Annotated in this window: 17 protein-coding genes; 7 read left to right on the forward strand and 10 right to left on the reverse strand. The window is 70.9% G+C overall.

Going from position 1 to position 20,384, the window contains the following annotated elements:
• Position 1: 1 nt before the first annotated feature.
• Positions 2–742 carry a hypothetical protein gene (locus ACIA8R_RS21635; protein ID WP_364089212.1) on the reverse strand — a complete coding sequence of 247 codons (741 nt, stop codon included), beginning with the start codon at positions 740–742 and terminating at the stop codon, positions 2–4.
• Positions 743–932: 190 nt separating this feature from the next.
• Here ACIA8R_RS21635 and ACIA8R_RS21640 point away from each other — a divergent pair, with 190 nt between their 5' ends.
• The 3 genes from ACIA8R_RS21640 to ACIA8R_RS21650 all read left to right on the forward strand — a co-directional run bounded on the left by ACIA8R_RS21640 (position 933) and on the right by ACIA8R_RS21650 (position 3,692).
• Entirely contained in the window at positions 933–1,805 is an 873-nt protein-coding gene (locus ACIA8R_RS21640; protein WP_364089209.1) for a sugar kinase, read from the forward strand.
• A gap of 191 nt (positions 1,806–1,996) precedes the next feature.
• Positions 1,997–2,986, forward strand: a complete 990-nt coding sequence (locus ACIA8R_RS21645) for a LacI family DNA-binding transcriptional regulator (RefSeq protein WP_357694929.1) — start codon at positions 1,997–1,999, stop codon at positions 2,984–2,986.
• Positions 2,987–3,056: 70 nt separating this feature from the next.
• Positions 3,057–3,692, forward strand: coding sequence for a tetratricopeptide repeat protein (locus ACIA8R_RS21650; RefSeq protein WP_397039996.1), 636 nt, complete (start codon positions 3,057–3,059; stop codon positions 3,690–3,692).
• A gap of 44 nt (positions 3,693–3,736) precedes the next feature.
• Here ACIA8R_RS21650 and ACIA8R_RS21655 read toward each other — a convergent pair whose 3' ends face one another.
• Genes ACIA8R_RS21655 through ACIA8R_RS21680 form a run of 6 tightly spaced genes read right to left on the reverse strand, consistent with a single transcriptional unit; the run spans position 3,737 to position 10,108 of the window.
• Positions 3,737–4,675, reverse strand: coding sequence for a phosphotransferase (locus ACIA8R_RS21655; RefSeq protein WP_397040000.1), 939 nt, complete (start codon positions 4,673–4,675; stop codon positions 3,737–3,739).
• A complete protein-coding gene (locus ACIA8R_RS21660; RefSeq protein ID WP_357694935.1) occupies positions 4,662–5,657 on the reverse strand; it encodes a LacI family DNA-binding transcriptional regulator in 996 nt (331 codons plus the stop codon). Before ACIA8R_RS21660 ends, ACIA8R_RS21655 begins: the two co-directional genes overlap by 14 nt.
• A gap of 32 nt (positions 5,658–5,689) precedes the next feature.
• Positions 5,690–7,060, reverse strand: coding sequence for a GH1 family beta-glucosidase (locus tag ACIA8R_RS21665; RefSeq protein ID WP_397040003.1), 1,371 nt, complete (start codon positions 7,058–7,060; stop codon positions 5,690–5,692).
• Positions 7,057–7,860: a carbohydrate ABC transporter permease gene (locus ACIA8R_RS21670; RefSeq protein WP_357694939.1), complete on the reverse strand. Its 804-nt coding sequence runs from the start codon at positions 7,858–7,860 to the stop codon at positions 7,057–7,059. The genes ACIA8R_RS21665 and ACIA8R_RS21670 overlap by 4 nt, the downstream gene beginning before the upstream one ends.
• Positions 7,857–8,816 (reverse strand): sugar ABC transporter permease, encoded by a 960-nt coding sequence (locus ACIA8R_RS21675; RefSeq protein WP_357694941.1) that lies wholly within the window; start codon positions 8,814–8,816, stop codon positions 7,857–7,859. The genes ACIA8R_RS21670 and ACIA8R_RS21675 overlap by 4 nt, the downstream gene beginning before the upstream one ends.
• Positions 8,813–10,108 (reverse strand): extracellular solute-binding protein, encoded by a 1,296-nt coding sequence (locus tag ACIA8R_RS21680; RefSeq protein ID WP_397040005.1) that lies wholly within the window; start codon positions 10,106–10,108, stop codon positions 8,813–8,815. The genes ACIA8R_RS21675 and ACIA8R_RS21680 overlap by 4 nt, the downstream gene beginning before the upstream one ends.
• 187 nt (positions 10,109–10,295) lie before the next feature.
• On the opposite strand from ACIA8R_RS21680, the gene ACIA8R_RS21685 reads away from it, so the two are divergent.
• Entirely contained in the window at positions 10,296–11,258 is a 963-nt protein-coding gene (locus ACIA8R_RS21685) for an alpha/beta hydrolase-fold protein (RefSeq protein WP_397040007.1), read from the forward strand.
• Here ACIA8R_RS21685 and ACIA8R_RS21690 read toward each other — a convergent pair.
• Complete coding sequence (locus tag ACIA8R_RS21690) at positions 11,242–12,138, reverse strand: serine/threonine-protein kinase (protein WP_357694947.1); 897 nt, start codon at positions 12,136–12,138, stop codon at positions 11,242–11,244. The two genes, ACIA8R_RS21685 and ACIA8R_RS21690, sit on opposite strands and share 17 nt — an antisense overlap.
• A 38-nt stretch (positions 12,139–12,176) precedes the next feature.
• Positions 12,177–14,003, reverse strand: a complete 1,827-nt coding sequence (locus ACIA8R_RS21695; protein ID WP_364089188.1) for an N-6 DNA methylase — start codon at positions 14,001–14,003, stop codon at positions 12,177–12,179.
• Positions 14,004–14,079: 76 nt separating this feature from the next.
• Between ACIA8R_RS21695 and ACIA8R_RS21700 the strand changes: the two genes are divergently transcribed.
• Together ACIA8R_RS21700 and ACIA8R_RS21705 are read left to right on the forward strand one after the other, a co-directional pair.
• On the forward strand, positions 14,080–14,850 hold the full coding sequence (locus tag ACIA8R_RS21700) for a PP2C family serine/threonine-protein phosphatase (RefSeq protein WP_357694950.1): 771 nt from the start codon (positions 14,080–14,082) through the stop codon (positions 14,848–14,850).
• A gap of 122 nt (positions 14,851–14,972) precedes the next feature.
• The gene (locus ACIA8R_RS21705) at positions 14,973–15,932 is read left to right on the forward strand and encodes a CHAP domain-containing protein (RefSeq protein WP_397040010.1); all 960 of its coding nucleotides are present in this window, start codon (positions 14,973–14,975) and stop codon (positions 15,930–15,932) included.
• A 59-nt stretch (positions 15,933–15,991) separates the two neighbouring features.
• Here ACIA8R_RS21705 and ACIA8R_RS21710 read toward each other — a convergent pair whose 3' ends face one another.
• Positions 15,992–17,044 (reverse strand): glucose 1-dehydrogenase, encoded by a 1,053-nt coding sequence (locus ACIA8R_RS21710; RefSeq protein WP_364089182.1) that lies wholly within the window; start codon positions 17,042–17,044, stop codon positions 15,992–15,994.
• A gap of 127 nt (positions 17,045–17,171) precedes the next feature.
• On the opposite strand from ACIA8R_RS21710, the gene icmF reads away from it, so the two are divergent.
• Positions 17,172–20,378, forward strand: coding sequence for a fused isobutyryl-CoA mutase/GTPase IcmF (gene icmF, locus ACIA8R_RS21715; RefSeq protein ID WP_364089179.1), 3,207 nt, complete (start codon positions 17,172–17,174; stop codon positions 20,376–20,378).
• Positions 20,379–20,384: the final 6 nt, after the last annotated feature.

The raw sequence follows: 20,384 nt of genomic DNA on the forward strand, positions 1-20,384 counted from the left end.
ATTACCGGTGGTGCCAGGAACGGTAGACCTTGACGTAGTCGCGACGGCTCTCGGAGCCGTTGAGCTCGTCGTTGCCCTCGTAGACGGCCTTGAACGTGCCGCTCTTCCAGGCGCGGGTCTTGGCGGAGAACTTGCCGCCCCACTTGGTCGTGGTGGAGGCGACCCACTTCCAGCCGCTGGAGCCGTCGGCGCGGTAGTAGACGCTGACCTTCTCGCCGCGCAGGCCCTCCCAGCCTTCGTCATCGACCTGAAGGCGACCGGAGAAGTAGATCGAGCGGCCCTGACGGACCTTGTAGGGGTCGGCCGTGAAGCGCGAGACGCGGGTGTCGGCCTTGCCCTTCTGGATCTCGACGTTGAAGAACGCGGAGTCGGTGGCGACCTGCTTGTTGTCCTTGTCGAAGGCCACAGCGGTGGCCTTCCACTTGCCGGCGAAGTCGCCCTCGTTGAACGGGACGGCGAAGCGCCAGCCCTGAAGGTCCTTGACGTCCTTGGCGCGGAAGGTGCGGACGTCGCCCTCCGGCGCCACGCTCAGCGTGACCTTCTGGACGTCGGAGCTGGCCCCGATGTCGAAGTACGCGGTGGTCTCGCTGCCGGCCTTCACCACGACCGGGTTGGGGGTGATGTCACGGATCTTGAGCTCCGTGGCGTGCTTGGTCGCGGTGGCGGAGGCGGCGCCCGCGCCGGAAACCAACATGGCCCCGCCGACGAAGGCGGTGATGATTCCTACTGCGATCTTTCTCATGAGGGTGCTGATTCCTCTCCCCGTATCGACTCGAAGCCGGCACCGGGGCGCGCCGGCTTCCTCTACTACTTTGAGGCACGAGTTGGGAAAAAGGTTCGCTAAAGATACAGAAAATATTTGATCACGGTCCTAACCAGGACCTATGCAAAAAAATCATTCAGCACTGCCGTGACCAACTACAGTCTGGCCCATGACAGACGTCTACGCGCTGGGCGAGCCGCTCGGCGTCGTCTCCAGCGGCCGGGTGCGGCACGAGAACGATGCCAGGCTGGACGTCTGCGGTCCCGAGTTCACCCTGGTCATCGCCCTGTCCAGGCTGGGTCACCGCTGCGCGTACGCCGGCCGGGTGGGGGACGACGAGCTGGGCGCCAGGGCGCTGACCGTGCTCAAGGGCGAGGGCGTGGACGTCGGGGACGTGCGGGTGGTCGAAGGGGCGCGTACCGGGATGGTGCTCAGGGAGGTGCGCGTCGGCCGCGAGCCGGTGACGGCCCAGTACCGCACCCGTTCGGCCGGGTCGCGGCTGTCGCCGGGCAACGTGCCGGTGGACCGGGTGGGCGCGGCGAAGATGCTGCACGTGACCGGCGTCACGGCGGCCCTGGGCATGGACGCGCTCGACGCCGTGCACGCCGCCATGAGCGCGGCGCGGACGGCCGGCGTCATGATCTCCTTCTCCGTCGACTACGTGCCCGAGCTGTGGCCCTCCGTCCGGGAGGCCGAGGAGGTGCTCGGCGAGCTGGCCTGCCGCTCCCACCTGCTCTTCCTCGCCCAGGACGAGCTGGACCTGGTCAAACCCGCCCTCACCCCCGAGCGCGAGGTCGTCGTCAACCGGGGTGCGAAGGGCGCCAGCGTGCGCGCCGACCGCATGCGTTACGACGTGACCGTCCCGCAGGTTCCCGTGGTGGACATGGCGGGCTCGGGCGAGGCGTTCGCGGCCGGCTACATCAGCGCCGCGCTCGACGGTCTGACCCCGCAGGAGCGGTTGCAGCGAGGCGCGCTGCTGGGCGCGGCGGCGATGACGAGCGTGAGCGACTGGCAGGGTTTGCCGACCAGGGCGGAGCTGTGACGCAGAATTTCGCAACGGCTTGACGTGATTGCGCAAACATTTGACGGGCAATTGTCGTGCGGCACCCCGCATTTCGTCCGGCCGATACGCCGAAATTGCCGGGAAGGCCGTCCTGGGCGGGAGTGGGATCGCCGGGCGCGGGCTACGTAAGTGATCGCAAGCGCTTGCGTGGGAGGCCGTATAGTTTGCCCATGACGCGACGACTCGCAGAGGTTGCGAAGAAGGTCGGGGTGAGCGAGGCGACGGTCAGCCGCGTGCTCAACGGCAAGCCGGGTGTGTCCGACGCCACGCGCGAGGCCGTGCTGACCGCGCTCGACGTGCTCGGCTACGAGCGTCCCACCCAGTTGCGCGGCGACCGGGCCCGCCTGGTCGGCCTGGTGCTCCCCGAGCTGCAGAACCCGATCTTCCCCGCCTTCGCGGAGGTCGTCGGCGGCGCCCTGGCCCAGCAGGGCTTCACCTCGGTGCTGTGCACCCGCACGGTCGGCGGCGTCTCCGAGGCCGACTACGTCGACCTGTTGCTCCAGCAGCAGGTCAGCGGCGTGGTCTTCGCCGGCGGCCTCTACGCCCAGGCCGACGCCTCGCACGACCACTACGAGCTGCTGCACGAGCGCAAGCTGCCGACCGTCCTGGTCAACGCGGCCGTCGAGCGGCTGGACTTCCCGCAGGTCTCCTGCGACGACGTGGTGGCCGCCGAGATGGCCCTGTCCCACCTGCGCGCGCTCGGCCACGAACGCGTCGGCATGGTGCTCGGCCCGAAGGACCACATGCCCTCCCGGCGCAAGCTGGAGACGTTCGAGGCCGGGGGCGGCGATCCACGACTCGTCGAGCACACGATGTTCTCCCTGGAAGGCGGGCACGCGGCCGCGGCCCGGCTGGTCAGGCAGGGGGTGACCGGCGTGATCTGCGCCAGCGACCTGCTCGCGCTCGGCACCGTCCGGGCGGCCAGGCGGGCCGGGCTCACCGTGCCGGGGGACGTCTCGGTCATCGGCTTCGACGACTCGGCGCTGATGAACTGCACCGAGCCGCCGCTGACCACGGTCCGCCAGCCGATCGACGCGATGGGCCGGGCCGCCGTCGACCTGCTGGTGGCCCAGATCGACAAGGCGGTCGTGCCCGCCGACGAGCTGCTGTTCGAGCCGGAGCTGGTGGTCAGGGCCTCGACGGCGCGGGCGCGCGGCTGACCGCTCCCGCGCTAGGCATCTGCCCCGGATGTCGTTGTCTGCGGCGTCGGCCTCCATTAGGTTCGGGCAAATGTGGATCGAGCGGGCCCAGGAGCTCTACGAACGTGGGATCTACGCCGGGGACGACGCGGCGCTCGCGACGTCCGGCCGCGAGCTGGACGCGGTCGAGGCGGCGTTGTACCTGGCCAGAGGCCGGGTCCTGCACGGGCGCGTGCTGCAAGGGGATGAGGCGGACCCGCGCGAGCTGCCGCTGTTCCAGCGGGCCACGACCCTGTTCAGGGCGCTCGGCGACCGGCGCGGGGAGGGCGAGGCGGCGTTCTGGGAGGGCTGTTTCCACCAGGTCGTCGAAGGCGACCTCGACCGGGCCGTTCCCCTGTTCGAGCGCGCCGGGGAGCTGGCCGCGGAGACGGGCGACCTCGCCACGCTCGCGGAGGTGCTCAGGCACCAGGGGATCGTCGCCCACCGGGCCGGGCGGCTCGACGAGGCGCGCGAGAGGCTGACGGAGTCGTCGCGGCTGCGGCGGGAGCTCGGGCATCCGGCGGGGGTCGCGTCCAACCAGGTCGGGCTGATCCGCATCGCCGTCGCCCAGGGACGTCACGCCGAGGCGCTGGCGCTGGCCGACGAGGCCCGCGCGCTGGCCGAGTCGTGCGGCGCCGGCCGCATCGCCGCCCACGTCGAGGAGGCCCGCGCCATCATCCCCGCCTGACCACGCCCGGACCCGCCCAGGCCCCGCGGAGGGCGTGGTGCCGGTCAGCGGGTGCGGCGGGTGGGGTCGCGCAGCCATCCGTCGAGGGTGGCGCGGGCGGCGGCCCGCTCCTCGGGGAAGCGCAGCGCCCTGACCAGCGTCCACAGGACGGCCTGCAAGGTCCGCGCCTCCGTGAACACCGCCAGGGCCGGATCGTCGGGATCGGCGCCGTAGGCCCGCACGGCGGCGCGCCCGTCGAGCCGGACGGTCCTCAGCAGGCAGGCCAGGTCCCAGCCCACGGGCGCGGACATGGTCTCCTCGAAGTCGTTCCACAGCAGGCCGCCGGGCGTGACCAGCAGGTTGCCCGGATGCGCGTCGCCGTGCACGGCCTGACCGCCGTCGGGCAGCCGGGCGGCCAGCCCGTCGCGGGCCTCGGCGAGCCGGGCCAGCACGTCCGGCTCCAGCTCGCCGGAGAGCAGCCCGAGCAGGTGCCGGGGCTCGTCGAGGACGGGCCCGAGGCGCGGCAGCGCGCCTGGAAAGCCGCGCAGCTCCTCGTGCAGCTCGCGCAGCGCCCGCCCGAACGCCTCGGGCGTCACCGGAGACCCGTCGTGCTCGGCGTGTTCGGCGTGTTCGGCGTGTTCGACGTGTTCGACGTGTTCGACGTACTGCCAGTACGACACCGGCGTCCCGCCGTGCTCGTGCACCCGCGCGGGCAGCAGGTCGCTCGGCGGCACGACCGGCGCCCCCCGCCCGTGCAGGAACGACACGACCGCCAGCTCCCGCCGCATCGCCTCCTCGGGCCGGAGCCGGGCCAGGGCGGTGACCGTGGGCACCCGCGCCACGACCGGCGCCGGCCGCAGGTGGATCCTGAGGTTGTAGGAGTCCGTCAGCACGACGGGCTCGCGCACCGTGATGCCGTGCTCCTCGGCCACCGCGACGGCGGCGGCCACGGCCTCGCCCGCGGAGATCGCCCGCGCGCCCCCGGTACGCTCAGGCCGACTCACGGACCACCAGCTCGGTCGGCAGGATCACCGGTTCCCGCGAGCCGCCCTCGAAGAGGCCGAGCAGCAGCCGGACCATGGCCGCCGCCTGCTCGGCGATCGGATGCCGCAGCGTGGTCAGCGGCGGCTCGGTGTACTTGGCCGCCTCGATGTCGTCGAACCCCACCACCGCCACGTCGTCGGGCACCCGCCGCCCGGCCTGGCGCAACGCCTGGAGCGCACCGACGGCCATCAGGTCGTTGCCCACGAACACGGCGTCGAGCGCGGGGTCGTCGCCGAGGAGCTGGCGCATCGCGATCGCGCCCGACTCCCTGGTGAAGTCGCCCACGGCCACGATCGAGCGGCGGTCGGAGTCGCGCAGCACGTTGCGGTAGCCGGTCAGGCGGTCCTGGCCGGCGATCATGTCCTGCGGGCCGGCGATCGTGGCGATCCTGCGCCGCCCGGACTCGACCAGGTGCCGCACCCCTGCCTCGGCCCCGCCCACGTTGTCGTTGTCGACGAACGGGATGTCCACCGGCACGGCCGGCCGCCCGTACGAGACCACGGGGACGCGCAGCCGCGACAACGCGGACGGCAGCGGGTCGGCGCCGTGCATGGAGATCAGCATGACGCCGTCGACGTGGCCGCCCGAGATGTACCGCTCCACCCGGGCGTGGCTCTTGGGCGAGGAGGCCAGCATCAGCACGACCTGCTTGTTGACCGCCTCCAGCTCGTAGCTGGCCGACCTGATCGCCGTGGAGAACATCGGGTCCTCGGAGAAGACCCGGGTGCCCGGCTCGCTGACGACCAGGGCGATCGAGTCGGTGCGCTGGGTGACCAGGCTGCGCGCCGCCGAGTTGGGGATGTAGCCCAGCTCGTCGATCGCGCGCTGCACGGCGTCGCGGATGTGCGGCGCGACGGTCGTCTGGTTGTTGACGACCCTGGAGGCGGTCGCGCGGGAGACGCCCGCGCGGGCGGCGACCGCCTCCAGCGTCGGGCGTCTCATGACTGCACCAAGAGGGAGAGCACGGAAAAAATCTACAGGCCGTTCCTGCTGATCACGTCGCGGTACCACAGGGCGCTGTCCTTGGGCACCCGGGTCTGCGTCGCGTAGTCCACGTGCACGATGCCGAACCTGCGCCGGTAGCCCTCGGCCCACTCGAAGTTGTCGAGCAACGACCACACCAGGTAACCGCGCAGGTCGGCGCCCGCCTCGACGGCCCGGTGCACCTCGCGCAGATGCCCGTCCAGGTACGCCACGCGCTCGTCGTCGTGCACCCGCCCGTCCTCGACGCGGTCGTCGAAGGCCGCGCCGTTCTCGGTGACCATGAGCCCGACCTGCGGATAGTCCTTCGAGAGCCGGACGAGCAGCCGGGACAGGCCGTCGGGCACGATCGGCCAGCCCATCGCGGTGACCGGCGCGTCCGCCGTCGTGAAGCGCACGTCCTCCGAGCCCGGCCAGGCGGCGTCGGCGGGCAGCCCCGGGCCCGACTCGACCACGCACGGGTTGTAGTAGTTGACGCCGACCAGGTCGATCGGCGCGTTGATCAGCTCCAGGTCGCCGTCCTGGACGTGCGCGGTCCCGCCGTTGCGCGCCGCCGCCGCGAGGACCTCCTCCGGGTACGTGCCGTACACCGCCGGGTCGAGGAACTGCCTGGTCAGCAGCGCGTGGACGCGTTCTGCGGCGGCCGCGTCCGCCTCGCCGGCGACCGCCGCGGGGTCGTTGACCTGGGCCGGCGTGAGCACCGGCGCTGAGTTGACCACGAGCATGATGCTGCGCGCCCCGGCCGCCCGCAGCCGGCGCGCCGCCAGGCCGTGGCCGAGCATGAGGTGGTGGGCGGCGCGCATGGCCTCGCCGGGGTCGCGGCGGCCGGGGGCGTGGACGCCGTTGCCGTAGCCGAGGAAGGCCGACACCCAGGGCTCGTTGAGCGTCGTCCAGTGGGTCACCCGGTCGCCGAGCCGGTCGTGCACGGCCTGGGCGTAGTCGGCGAAGCGGTAGGCCGTGTCGCGGTCCGTCCAGCCGCCGTGGGCTTCGAGGGCTTGGGGGAGGTCCCAGTGGTAGAGGGTGACATAAGGCGAAATTTCGGCGGCTAGTAGTTCATCTACGAGTTTGTCGTAGAAGGCCAGGCCGCGCGGGTTGATCGGCCCCCTGCCGTCCGGCTGGACGCGCGGCCAGGCCACCGAGAACCGGTAGGCCCGCAGCCGCAGCTCGCGCATCAGCGCGACGTCGTCCTTGTACCGGTGGTAGTGGTCGCAGGCCATGTCGCCGGTGTCGTCGTCGGCCACTTTCCCGGGGGTGTGGGAGAAGGTGTCCCAGATCGACTGGCCCCGCCCGTCCTCCTTGACCGCCCCCTCGATCTGGTAGGACGCCGTGGCGGCTCCCCAGACGAATTCCTCGGGAAACTTCATCCCTTAACAGCTCCTTGCATGATTCCACCGATGATTTGCCTGCCGAACAGGGCGAAGACCGCCACGAGCGGCAGGACGCCGACCGCCGTGCCCGCCAGGCCCAGCACGTAGTCGTTGACGTATCCGCTGGCCAGCGTGGACAGGGCCACCTGGACGGTGGGGTTGTCCGGGTTCAGCACGACCAGCGGCCAGAAGTAGTCGTTCCAGGCCGACATGAACGTCAGCATGCCCAGCACGGCCGCCGCCGGCCGCGCGGCGGGCAGCACGACGTGCCAGAACAGGCCCCACGTCGTGCAGCCGTCCACCCGCCCGGCCTCCAGCAGCTCGTCGGGCAGCGCCCGGGTGAGGTACTGGGTCATGAAGAACACCCCGAACGCGTTGACCAGCGCCGGCACGATCAGCGCGTAGTCCGTGCCGGTCCACTCCAGCTTCACCATGAGCAGGTAGAGCGGGATGATGCCGAGCTGGGCCGGGACCATCATGGTGGCCACGGTGATCACCAGCATGGCGTTCCTGCCCCGGAACCGCAGCTTGGCGAAGGCGAACCCGGCCAGCGTCGAGAAGAACATCACCGCGACCGCGATCGAGCCCGCCACGATGACCGAGTTCAGCAGCGCCAGCCCGAAGGGCACGGTGTCGAACACGCGGGAGACGTTGGCCAGGAAGTTCCCGCCGGGCAGCAGCGGCGGCGGTACCTCGGCCAGCGCCGAGTTGTGCCGCGAGGCCACCACCACGCTGTAGTAGAGCGGGAAGGCGGAGAAGAAGGCGACCGCGATGAGGGTCAGGTAGCGCAGTCTCATGTCGTGCCGCCCTTCACCCGGCGGCTGATCAGGAAGTTGATCCCGGCGACGGCCACCACGACCAGGAACATCAGCCAGGACGCCGCCGAGGCGTACCCGAAGTCGAACTTGGTGAAGCCCTGCTCGTAGACGAACAGCGCGAGCGTCTGGTACTGGCGGTCCGGGCCGCCGCTGGCCGCGCCGCCGCCCGCGCCGCTGCTCTGGCCGAACAGCAGCGGCTCGGCGATGATCTGCATCGCGCCGATCGTGGAGACGATGACGACGAAGATGATCGTGGGCCGGATCATCGGGATGGTGATCCGGCGGAGCTGGGTGAAGCTGCTCGCGCCGTCGAGGGTGGCGGCCTCGTACAGCTCGCGCGGCACGGCCTGCATGGCGGCCAGGAAGATGAGCGCGTTGTAGCCGGTCCAGCGCCACATGATCATCACGGAGAGCGCGATGTGCGAGGTCGCGGTGCCGGCCGCCCAGTCGATGTTCCCGATGCCGAACCACGACAGCACCCAGTTGATCAGCCCGAAGTCGCGGCCGAAGAGCTGGCTGAAGATCACCACCACGGCCACCACGCTGGTGACGTTGGGCAGCAGCATCGAGATGCGCAGCAGCGTCTGGAAGCGCAGCCGCCGGTTCAGCAGATGGGCCAGCCAGACGGCCAGCAGGAGCTGCGGCACGGTGGACAGCACGCCGATGGACAGCGTGTTGAACGTGGCGTTCCAGAAGTAGCCGTCGGCCAGCAGCGTCTGGAAGTTCTTCGCGCCGACGAACGTGTGCTCCTCCGACAGCAGGGTCCAGTCGTGCAGGCTGACCCAGGCCGTGTAGATGAGCGGGAACAGCCCGAAGGCGCAGAACAGCAGGAAGAAGGGGGCGACGTAGGCGTACGGCGACACCCTCACGTCGAGGGTGTGCCGGACGCTACGCCGCCGGCGCCGGGTCGGCACCGACAGCGGGAGCGTGCTCATCTGATCTTCTGGACGTCCTGGAGAACCTGCGCCCACGCCTCTTCCGGCGTCTGCTTGCCCTGCTCGACCCGGCCGAGCCCGTTACCGATCGCCACCCGGACGTCGGCCTCCTTCGGGCCGAGGTGCTGCGGCTTGAGCGCCTTGGCGGCGTCGGAGTAGATCTTGCCGATGGGGGCGTCGCCGAAGAACGGCTTGGTGAAGTTCTGGATCGAGGGGTCGTCGTACAGCGCCGGGATCGACGGGAACGTGCCCTCCTCCTTGAACACCTTGGCCTGGTTCTCCTTGGAGGTCAGGAAGTCGATCAGCTCGGCCGCCTCCTTCGGGTGCTTGCTCTGCTTGGGCACCATCAGGTGGGAGCCGCCGCTGTTGCCCGAACCGCCCGGCACGGTCGCGATGTCCCACTTCCCGGAGGCGTCCTTGGCCTGCTCCTGGATGAACCCGGTCATCCAGGCCGGACAGATGATCGTGGCGAACGAGCCCTTGGCGAAACCGGTGTTCCACGGCGGGGTGAAGGCGGCCAGCTTGGCGGTCAGGCCTTCCTGGGTGAGCTGGTTGGACAGGTCCCACGCCTTCTTCACGTCGGGGTTGCTGTCCACGATGATCTTGTCCTGGGCGTCGTACAGGCCGACGGGGGCCTGGTTGACCATCGCGCGGAAGATCTCGCCGGGGGAGTCGACGAACTTGGCGTCGGCGACCTTCGCGGCGCCGAACTTCTTGCCGGTCTCGATGTACTGCTCCCAGGTGGGCCAGAGAGCGCTCACTTCGGTTCGTCCGCTCGGCAGCCCGGCCTTCTTGAACAGGTCCTTGCGGTAGCACATGGCCAGGCCGCCGACGTCGGTGCCGAGGCCGAGGAGCTGCTGCCCGTCCTTGCTGAGGCCCTGTTGCCACTTCCAGTCGAGGTAGTCGCCCTGGCGCTTGTCGAGCCCGTACTGCTTGAGGTCGACGAACTTGCCGGGCTGGGAGGTGAACGTGCTGATGTAGCCCACCTCGACGGCCTCGACGTCACCCGCGCCGGCGTTCGTGGCCAGGCGCTTGACCAGGTTGTTGTGGTGGTCGTTGAACTGGGTGACGGCCTCCACGACCTCGATGTTCGGGTGGGTCTTCTTGTATTCCTCGTAGAGCGGTTTGAAGCCGAAGTCCCCGAAGAGGCCGACGGACAGCTTGATCTTCTCGCCGGGCTTGGCGCTCGCCTCCGTGGCGGGGCTTCCGCCGCCGCTGCCGCAGGCCGTCGCCAGCGCGAGCAGGGACGCGGTGAGCACGGGCACGGCGAGCCGCCGGATACGAGGGGTCATGGAAACCCTCCTGGGTAGAACGGGGGATGTGAGAGAGCGCTCTCTCGCCAGATTCGCGGCCTCTGTGCCGCCCTGTCAACGGGGTCTGCATAACGATCGGCGTTACCAGGAGAGCGCGTTCAGGGCAGCCTGGAGGTGTGGGGTAGGGTGCTGCAACGTCTCCGACCGGACCGAGGAGCAGCCCGCCTTGACGAGCGACCTTCCGCCCGAGACCCTGCCGGTCCCGCTCCCGGGCGCGACCGTCACGCCCGTCGTCAACCGGCTCGACGACGAGCACGACGCGGTCACGTTCCGGTGGCACGGCCCCGCCGGCGAGGTGCGCGTCCTGGCCGGCAGGCTGCGTCCCGACGGCGCCGACGCCCTGCTGGAGCTCGGGCCGGACCTGTGGAGCCGCACCTTCCGCGTGCGGCGCGGCTGGCGCGCCTCCTACCACCTCCAGGTGGACGGCGCGCAGGTCGCCGACCCGCTCAACCCCCGCCGGTGGCGCGGCTTCTCGATCGCCGAGACGACCCCGTCGTCACCGTGGCTGGTCCCCGGCCGGCGCCGTCACGAGCTCGTCCGCGAGCCCGCCGGGTTCCGGTACGAGCCCGCGCTCCCGCCGGTCGCCTCGCTGGTCGCGCTCGACGGCGAGGAGTGGACCGAGGACCTGCCCGTCGTCCTCGACAACCTCATCGCGGCCGGCCGCATCCCGCCGGTCCGGGCCTGGCTGGTCGAGTCGGGCCCCGACCGCGTGGCCCGGCTCACCTGCGACCCCGGCTTCGTGGACGCGCTGCCCCACGACGGCTTCACCGTGATCGCCGGTCAGAGCCTCGGCGGGCTCACCGCCGTCTACGCCGCCCACCGGCATCCCGGCAGGTTCGCCGCGGCGGTGTCGCAGTCGGGCTCCTTCTGGTGGCCGGACGGCCCCGAGCCCGAATGGCTGACGGGCGAGCTGGCCAGGGGCCCGGTGCCGCGCGTGCACCTCCAGCTCGGCAGCCTGGAGGACGACGCCATGCACGGCCCGACCGAACGGCTGCGAGCCGTCCTCGGCGCGGCGGCGGACTACCGGGAGTTCGCGGGCGGTCACGACCGCTACTGCTGGCGCGACCGCCTGGGGGACGCCTTGATCGCCGCCTTCGCCGGATTCCGGGGCCCTACGACCGGGGGCTGAGCACGCGGCCCACCATGCGGGCGTACATGCGGCCGGGGCTCGGCGCCTCGGTCAGGAAGCCGGGCAGCATCGGCAGCCCGACGGCGAAGGGGGCCAGCCGCTCGTACAGCTCGTCGGCGTCGGCGGGACGGTTCTCCGGCTGCTTCTCCAGCAGCTCGGCCAGGAGCGCGCCCAGCTTGTCGGGAAGGCCGGGGATGGCCGGCGGACGCTCCTTGACCTGCTGCTCGAACACCACGTAGTCGGTCGGCCCGGTGAACAGCTGCCGCCCGGTCAGCATCTCGTGCAGGACGCAGCCGAGCGAGTACAGGTCGCTGCGCGGCTCGGCCACACCGTGCTGGATCTGCTCGGGAGCCATGTACGCCGGCGTGCCGAGGATCTGGCCGATCCGGGTGAACGTGGTGACGTCGGCGTCCCGCAGCAGCGCGAGCCCGAAGTCGAGCACCTTGACGCTGCCGTCGGGGCAGAGCATGAGGTTGGTCGGCTTGAGGTCGCGGTGGCAGATCGCCAGGGCGTGGGCCGCCGACAGCACCGCGCACGCCTGGGCCGCGATGGCCGCCGCCCATGGCACCGGCAGCGGGCCGTGCTCGCTGACCACGTCGGCCACCGTGACGCCCTCGATGAACTGCATGACCTGGTAGAGCCGCTGCTCGTGGGTGCCGAAGTCGTACAGCACGGGCGCGCCCGGATGCTCCAGCCTGGCCAGGATGCGCGCCTCGCGGATGAACCGGCGTTCCAGCTCGTGGTCGGGGCCGCTCGGCAGCCTGAGCAGCTTCACCGCGACCCTGCGATCGAGGTGGCGGTCGTGGCCCGCGTAGACCGCGCCCATCCCGCCCTGCCCGAGGGGGAGGTCGTCGAGCTCATAGCGGTCGCCGATGACCATTCGCCCCTCCACGCAGCCTTTCGGGAAAAACTACACCGTCAGGACTGCGGGTGCAGATGGCCGTCGGCCAGCCCGTCGAGGCCGAGCCTGATCAGGGTACGGCCCAGCGTCGAGGTCTCGCGCAGCGCGTCCTCCAGCACGGCCAGTTGCCTGAACGCCTCCCCGTACGCCTTCTGCTCCTTCAGCGACAGCCTGGGCACGCGGGTGCGGCGCACGTCGAACCTGCTGGAGCCGGTGGTCACCCGGCCGCCCGCGGCCCGCAGGAACCCGGCCAGGAAGTCGGGATCGAGCCTGCGCGCGTCGACCCGGTAGAGGGTCAGGTGGGGGCCTAGCACCGCGCCGCCGTCGGCGATCACCCGCACCCCCGAGTAGGAGGCCACCACGTCGCCGGGACGGATCACGATCAGGCCCGGCTGCATGCCGGTCAGGCCGGAGGGCGCGCCGCCGGTCAGCACGTCGTCGGCCGTGAGCACGGCCACGTCGCCGCCGTCGGCGGCCATCTTGGGCGGCGCCTGCGACGTGCTCACCAGCCCCTCCTTGATCAGGTCGCCCAGCGTCGTGGACGGCTGGTCGAGCGGCTGGTCGAGCACCTTCAGGTCGGGCGGGACGGCGGCGGCGGCGAGGAAGCGGTCGCGCGCCTGCGCGAAGGCCCGGCCCACGTCGTCGCGGCGCTGGTGGCGGGCCGGGGTCATGTCGACCTCGTCGGCCAGCAGGTCGATGATCCGCACGGTCTGGTCGGAGCGGTCGTCGAGGTAGGCCAGCCAGGCGGGCTCGACCGGCGACAGGTCGGCCGTCGCGTCGAGGATGAGCACCTCCGACGGCGGCCGCTCGCCCGCCCTCGGCCGGCGCAGCAGCCACAGGTCGGAGCCCGGCAGCGCCACCACCGCGCGCAACGCTCCGGCGCGCAGCAGGTTGGCCCTGATCCGGCGGCCCGCCTTGCGGCTCGCGGCGGCCGGCGGCATGAGCACCGCGACCAGGCCGCCGGGCCTGACGTGGGTGAGGCAGTGCTGGACCCAGGCCAGCTCGGGCTCGCCGCGCGGCGGCAGGCCGTGCTCCCAGCGCGGGTCGCCGGTCAGCTCCTCGTAACCCCAGGCCCGCTCGTTGAACGGCGGATCGCACACCACGGCGTCGGCCTTGAGCTCGGGGAAGCCGTCCAGCCGCATGGAGTCGCCGGCCACGATGTCGGCCTGGATGCCGCGCAGCCGCAGGCGGGCCGCGGTGATGGCGGCCGAGGTCTCGCTGAGCTCCTGCCCGAGGACGCGGGCGGGGCCGCCCCGGCCCGCGGGCGGGTCGCCGTCGGCGGGCGCGGGGTCGCCGGGAACGGCTTCGGCGCGTTCCGGCACGGCGGACGGCGGCAGGAGCAGGGTGCCGACCCCGCAGGCGGGATCGAGGACGGTGGCGCCGTCGGCCCGGACGAGCCGCAGCATCAGCTCGGCCACGTCGTCACGGGTGACCGAGAGCTGGCGGGAGTGGGCCTCCAGGTAACGCTCGCAGAGGAACTCGTAGGCCGTCAGCGGGTCGTGCCGCTCGGCCAGCTCCGTCACGAGCCCGGCCAGCTCGGGCTCCAGCTCGCTCTCTCCGCTGGTCAGCAACGTTCCAGCCTGGGCGACCAGATGGCCCAGCCGCAGATCGCCGGCGGCTTTCAGGCGTTGCCACACCCGATCTGCCAGCGAGACCTGGTAGGACTTCCCATAGCGGCGCAGCCAGGACTCGACCTGCCGCAGCGAGAACAGCGGCTGGTTCGCGGTTCCGCCGATCGGTTGGGGGAAGTCGTCGTGGCGGCGGCGCCAGTTGCTCACCGCGGCACGCCCGACACCGGCGAGCCGGGCGATGTCCCCGGCGTTCACGGTCGGGTCGTGGCTCATGAAACCCACAGTAGTTCACAAGAGTCTTCAGCGCATCTGCTTGTGAAGTCTTTCAACCAATGATTTACTGCTGGGTATGAAGCACAACATCCGCTATGCCGCCGGATCAGACGTGGGCCGCCGCAGGGAGCAGAACGAGGACTCCGGCTATGCGAGTGGCCGGTTGCTCGTGGTTGCCGACGGCATGGGCGGGCACGCGGCCGGCGAGCTGGCGAGCTCGGCGGCGATCGCCGTCATGCGCGAGCTGGATGCCACGCTTCCCGAGACCGGCTCCGATCTGGAGGCGGCCCTGGAGGGCGCCGTGCACGAGGCGGCCCGCAGGCTGGTCGAGCTGGCCGACATCGACCCGGCCCGCCGGGGGATGGGAACCACGGTCACCGCCCTGCTGTGGGACGGCTACCGGTTCGCCCTTGCTCATCTCGGTGACTCCCGCGGATACCTGCTTCGTGATGGCGCGCTCTATCAGATGACCAAGGATCACACACTTGTGCAGTCGATGGTGGATGAAGGGCGGATAACGGAGGATCAGGCCGCCGTACATCCCCGGCGGTCCATGGTGCTGCGCGTCCTGGGCAGCGAGGGCAGGGCCGAGCCGGACATGGCGCTGCGCGAGGCCGAGCCTGATGATCGCTACCTCCTCTGCTCCGACGGGCTCACGACCGTGCTCGGGCCCGAGGTCCTGCACGAGGTGCTGACCACGGTGGCAGACCCGGCGGCCGCCGTCCAGCGGCTCATCGACCTGGCGAACGAGGGCGGCTCGCCCGACAACGTCACCGTGATCGTGGCCGACGTGGTGGCGCCGGGCGCGGGTGAGGTGAGCGTCTACCGCGTGGGTGCGGGGGCCTGACGGGCGATATCGCCCGTCACAGCAGTCACATGCGTCCCAATGCCGAAATTTGGGCCCATTGATAGACACTTTCTGAATGATTCGAGCAAATTCGCGATGGCGCTACTACAGTCCATCGTGATTTGTCGGTTTTTCGGGGAGGAGTCACCCTGGACCCGATCGCGGACGCGCTGCTGAAGCAGGTACGGCAGGAAGTCGGCTACAAGGAGAAGAGCGGCCAGAGCACCAAGTTCGGCCAGTGGTACGCGGATCGCGTCCAGGACACCCAATACCGCAACGCCCCCTGGTGTGACATGTTCATCGCCTGGGCAGCCGACAGAACCGGCCTCAGTCCGTACGTCGGGCAGTTCGCCTGGACGCCGTCCCACGCGGCCTGGTTCATCAAGCAGAAGGCCTGGGCGCAGCGGCCCGAGCCCGGCGCTCTGGTCTTCTACGACTGGAGCGGCGGCAAGAGCTACAAGGGCGTCGACCACGTCGGGATCGTGGAACGGGTCGAGGGCAAGAAGATCCACACCATCGAGGCCAACGTCGACCGTGTCTGGCTCAAGCGCAAGGTCAGGGACACCGACAAGGTCGTCGGCTACGGGCTTCCCCGGCTGGTCAAGGCCGGTGCCGACCAGGCGGCCGAGATCCGGTCGACCGAGCGTCCGTTCGTGCCCGCGCCGCGCACGGAGGTGGGGCGGTCCTCGCCTCTGGACGTCCTGGGGACGCCGCCCGCGCTGCTGGTCGCGATGGTGCTGGTGACCGTCGTGCTTTCCTTACGCGTGACGGGCCGCCGCCGCGGCACCCACCGCCGCTTCAGCTGGCCCCGCCCCTGGAACGCGCCAGAAGACCGCAGCGCCGGCCGCCCCGGCCTGGACGACCGCCGTACCGTTGATGGCCCACGTGCCGCGCGCATCGGGGTTGGCGAGGGCTGGGCGCCTCGCGTGACCGTCCTCGCGCCCGATCAGGCGCCGCAGGACGCCTCCCGCATCCGCGTGGGCACCACCCCGCCCCGGCAGCGGGTCGCGGCGGGCGCGGGACGCCCGGCGGCCGGCCGCACCCCCACCACCCGCCGCAAGCCCTACACCCCCAAGGACTGACCTCCCCGGGGACGGGCCCCTCCCAGGGGCGCAACCGTCGGGGCCGCCCTCGAAGTGGGTCAGGTGGTGAGGTCGAGGGTCACCTTGACGTCGCCCGGGTGGTGGACGAAGGCGTCCTTGGCCTGGCTGAGGGGGACGCGGCGGGTGATCAGGCGTTCGAGCCAGGTCCGGTCCGCCTGGGCCAGGGCGGTCGCGGCGTCCCGGAAGTGGCGGAGGTTGGCGTTGACCGTGCCGAAGATCGCGTCGTTCTCCAGGACGATGTCCCGGTTGATCTCGCTCACGTCCAGCCGGTGGGTGCGGCCGCCCGCAGCCAGCCCGGCCAGGCAGACGATCCCGGCCGCGGACGTGCAGGTCATGGACTCCATGACGAGCTGCCCCACCCCGGTCCCCTCGATGATGATGTCCGGTTTGGCGTTGGCGAAGGCGTCCAGGCTGCTGCCCACGTGGTACGTCGCCCCCAGGTCGGCCACCAGCGCGGGCTTGGCCCCGCCCGCCGTCCGGTCCAGGACGTGCACCTCCAGCCCCCGCTGCCGTCCCAGCAGCGCCGCCAGCAGCCCGATCGGCCCCGCGCCGGTCACCAGCACCGTGCGCGGCTCGAACCAGGCGCGCGAGCCGATCCGCTCGATGTGCTCCCATGCCTTGGCCACCACGGACGTCGGCTCGACGAGCATGCCCACGCTCTCCAGCGAGGGGTCGAGGCGCACGGCGTACCCGGCCTCGACGGTCCACCGCTCACCGGCGTAGCCGTCGATCTCCTTGATGCCGCGTTCGGTGTAGCGGCCGTTGCGGCACATGTCGAACTCGCCGCGCGCGCAGGCGCCGCACGGTTCGGGGTCGGGACGGCGTACCACGCCCACGACCAGGTCGCCGGGGGAGAAGGCGGACCCGTCGGGGACCTGGAGCACCCGGCCGAGCGACTCATGGCCGATGATCATACGGCTCCGGCCGGGCGGCGCCCAGCCGTACTCGCCGTCCGCCAGTTCCCTGTCGGTCCCGCAGACCCCCAGGGCCAGCCCCTGGACGAGCAGTTCCCCGGGGCCCGGTTCCGGATCGGGCACCTCTTCCACCTCAAGCATCCCCGGCCGGCCCGGCTCGAATGTCAACGCGCGCATCGGCGTCACCCCCTGGGGCAGTCCTTACCCAGACCGGAAGGAGCTACGAGGACGTCCTACTATCGAAATAGTTGGACGTCCTAGTATCTTTCGCAGGAGGGGTCCCCTCACAAAGGAGTGATCAGGCGTGCACGTTCCGGCGTACCCTGTCCGTTTCGTGACCGCCGCGGCGCTGTTCGACGGCCATGACGCGGCGATCAACATCATGCGGCGCATCCTCCAGACGCAGGGGGCAGAGGTGATCCACCTCGGCCACAACCGGTCCGTGGACGAGATCGTCACGGCCGCCCTCCAGGAGGACGTCCAGGGCGTGGCCATCAGCTCCTACCAGGGCGGCCACGTGGAGTTCTTCACCTACCTGGTCGAGCTGCTGCGCGAGCGCGGCGCGGGCCACGTGAAGGTGTACGGCGGCGGTGGCGGCGTGATCGTCCCCGAGGAGATCGAGCTGCTGCACGAGCGGGGCGTCACGCGCATCTTCTCGCCGGAGGACGGCCAGCGGTACGGCCTGCCCGGCATGATCAACAAGCTGATCGAGGAGTGCGACCACGAGCTCGGCGACCCGCCGCCCCTGGAGGCCGTGCTCTCGGGCGACCAGGCGGCGCTGGCCCGCGCGATCACCTTCATGGAGTCCGGACGCGCCTCGGCCGAGCTGGTCGAGGGGCTGAAGGCCGCAGTGGCCGTCCAGGAGCGCCCGGCGCGTGTGCTCGGCATCACCGGGACGGGCGGTTCGGGCAAGTCGTCGCTCACCGACGAGCTGGTCCGTCGCTTCCGGGTGGACAACGACGACAAGCTGCGCATCGCCATCCTCGCCATCGACCCGACCCGCCGGCGCGGCGGCGGCGCGCTGCTCGGCGACCGCATCAGGATGAACAGCCTGGGCCCCCAGACGTACTTCCGCTCGCTGGCCACCCGCGGGGCCGCCAACGAGGTCCCGGCCTGCCTCGACGACGTGGTCACCGCCTGCCGCGCGGCCGGCTACGACCTGGTGATCGTGGAGACCCCGGGCATCGGCCAGGGCGACGCCGGCATCGTCCCGCACGTGGACGTGCCCATCTACGTCATGACCCCAGAGTTCGGCGCCGCCTCCCAGCTGGAGAAGATCGACATGCTCGACTTCGCCGAGGCCGTCGTCATCAACAAGTACGAGCGCCGCGGCGCCGAGGACGCCCTGCGCGACGTGCGCCGCCAGCTCGTGCGCAACCGGGAGGCGTTCGGTCAGTCGCCCGAGGACATGCCGGTCTTCGGCACGATCGCCGCCCGCTACAACGACGCCGGCGTCACCGCCCTCTACCAGCACCTCAAGGGCCTGCTGCTGGAGGACGTCGGGCCGGGGCTGCTGCCCGTCGTGACCGAGCGCACCTCCAAGGCGGCCGCGGCGATCGTCCCCCCCGCCAGGGCCCGCTACCTGGCCGACATCGCCGAGTCCGTCCGGACCTACCACGCCGAGACGCTGGCCCAGGCGGAGGTCGCGCGCCGCCGCCAGCAGCTCGCCGCCGTACAGGAGCTCCTGGGCGGCGAGGACGCCCGGCTGGCCGGGCTCGCCGAGCAGGCCGAGGGGGAGCTGAGCGAGGAGAGCCGCCGCCTGCTCGACGGCTGGCCCGCGGTCAAGGAGGCGTACAGCAGCGACGAGCTGGTCGTGAAGATCCGCGACCGGGAGATCCACACTCCGCTCTGGCGCGAGACGCTGTCCGGCAACCGCATCCCGCGGGTGGCCCTGCCGCGCTTCAGCGACCACGGTGACCTGCTGAGGTTCCTGCGCTCGGAGAACCTGCCGGGGTCGTTCCCGTTCACCGCCGGGGTGTTCCCGTTCAAGCGCGACGACGAGGACCCGACCAGGATGTTCGCCGGGGAGGGCGACCCGTTCCGCACCAACCGGCGCTTCAAGCTGCTGTCGGAGGGCCAGCCCGCGACCCGGCTGTCCACGGCCTTCGACTCGGTCACCCTGTACGGCCACGACCCCGACCTGCGTCCCGACATTTACGGAAAGGTCGGCACCTCGGGGGTGTCCATCGCCACGCTCGACGACATGAAGGTGCTTTACGACGGGTTCGACCTGGCGGCGCCCAACACGTCGGTGTCCATGACGATCAACGGCCCGGCGCCCACCATCCTGGCCTTCTTCCTCAACGCCGCGATCGACCAGGCCCTCGACCGCTTCCGCGCCGAGCAGGGCCGCGAGCCCGGCGAGCAGGAGGCCCGCGACCTGCGCGCCCGTACGCTGGCCACGGTCAGGGGCACGGTCCAGGCCGACATCCTGAAGGAGGACCAGGGGCAGAACACCTGCATCTTCTCCACCGAGTTCTCGTTGCGGATGATGGCCGACATCCAGGAATGGTTCATCCAGAACGCGGTCAGGAACTTCTACTCGGTCTCGATCTCCGGCTACCACATCGCCGAGGCGGGGGCCAACCCGATCAGCCAGCTCGCGTTCACGCTGGCCAACGGGTTCACGTACGTGGAGGCGTACCTGGCCAGGGGGATGCGGGTCGACGACTTCGCGCCGAACCTGTCGTTCTTCTTCTCCAACGGCATGGACCCCGAGTACAGCGTGCTCGGACGGGTGGCGCGCCGGATCTGGGCGGTCGCCATGCGCGAGCGTTACGGCGCGGGCGAGCGCTCGCAGAAGCTCAAGTACCACATCCAGACCTCGGGCCGGTCGCTGCACGCGCAGGAGATGTCCTTCAACGACATCCGCACGACCCTCCAGGCCCTGATCGCCATCTACGACAACTGCAACAGCCTGCACACCAACGCCTTCGACGAGGCCGTCACCACCCCGTCGGCCGACTCGGTGCGCCGCGCGATGGCGATCCAGCTCATCATCAACCGCGAGTGGGGCCTGGCCAGGAACGAGAACCCGTTGCAGGGCTCGTTCATCATCGACGAGCTGACCGACCTGGTCGAGGAGGCGGTGCTGGCCGAGTTCGAGCGGCTGTCGGACCGCGGCGGCGTGCTCGGCGCGATGGAGACCGGCTACCAGCGCGGCAAGATCCAGGACGAGTCGATGCTGTACGAGATGCGCAAGCACGACGGCTCCCTGCCGATCATCGGCGTCAACACCTTCCGCAACCCCGGCGCCGAGCAGTCCGACCCGCACAAGCTGGAGCTGGCCAGGGGCACCGAGGAGGAGAAGCGCTCGCAGCTCGACCGCCTGCGCGACTTCCACGAGCGCAACCGGGCACAGGCGCCCGCGGAGCTGTCGCGGCTGCGCGAGGTCGCGATGTCCGACGGCAACGCGTTCGCGGTGCTGATGGACGCGGCCCGGGTCTGCTCGCTCGGCCAGATCACCGACGCCCTGTTCGAGGCGGGCGGCCAGTACCGGCGCAACGTCTAGCGATCA

Origin of the sequence: Nonomuraea sp. NPDC051191, from assembly GCF_044455665.1 — a bacterium.
In the GTDB taxonomy this organism is placed as follows: domain Bacteria; phylum Actinomycetota; class Actinomycetes; order Streptosporangiales; family Streptosporangiaceae; genus Nonomuraea.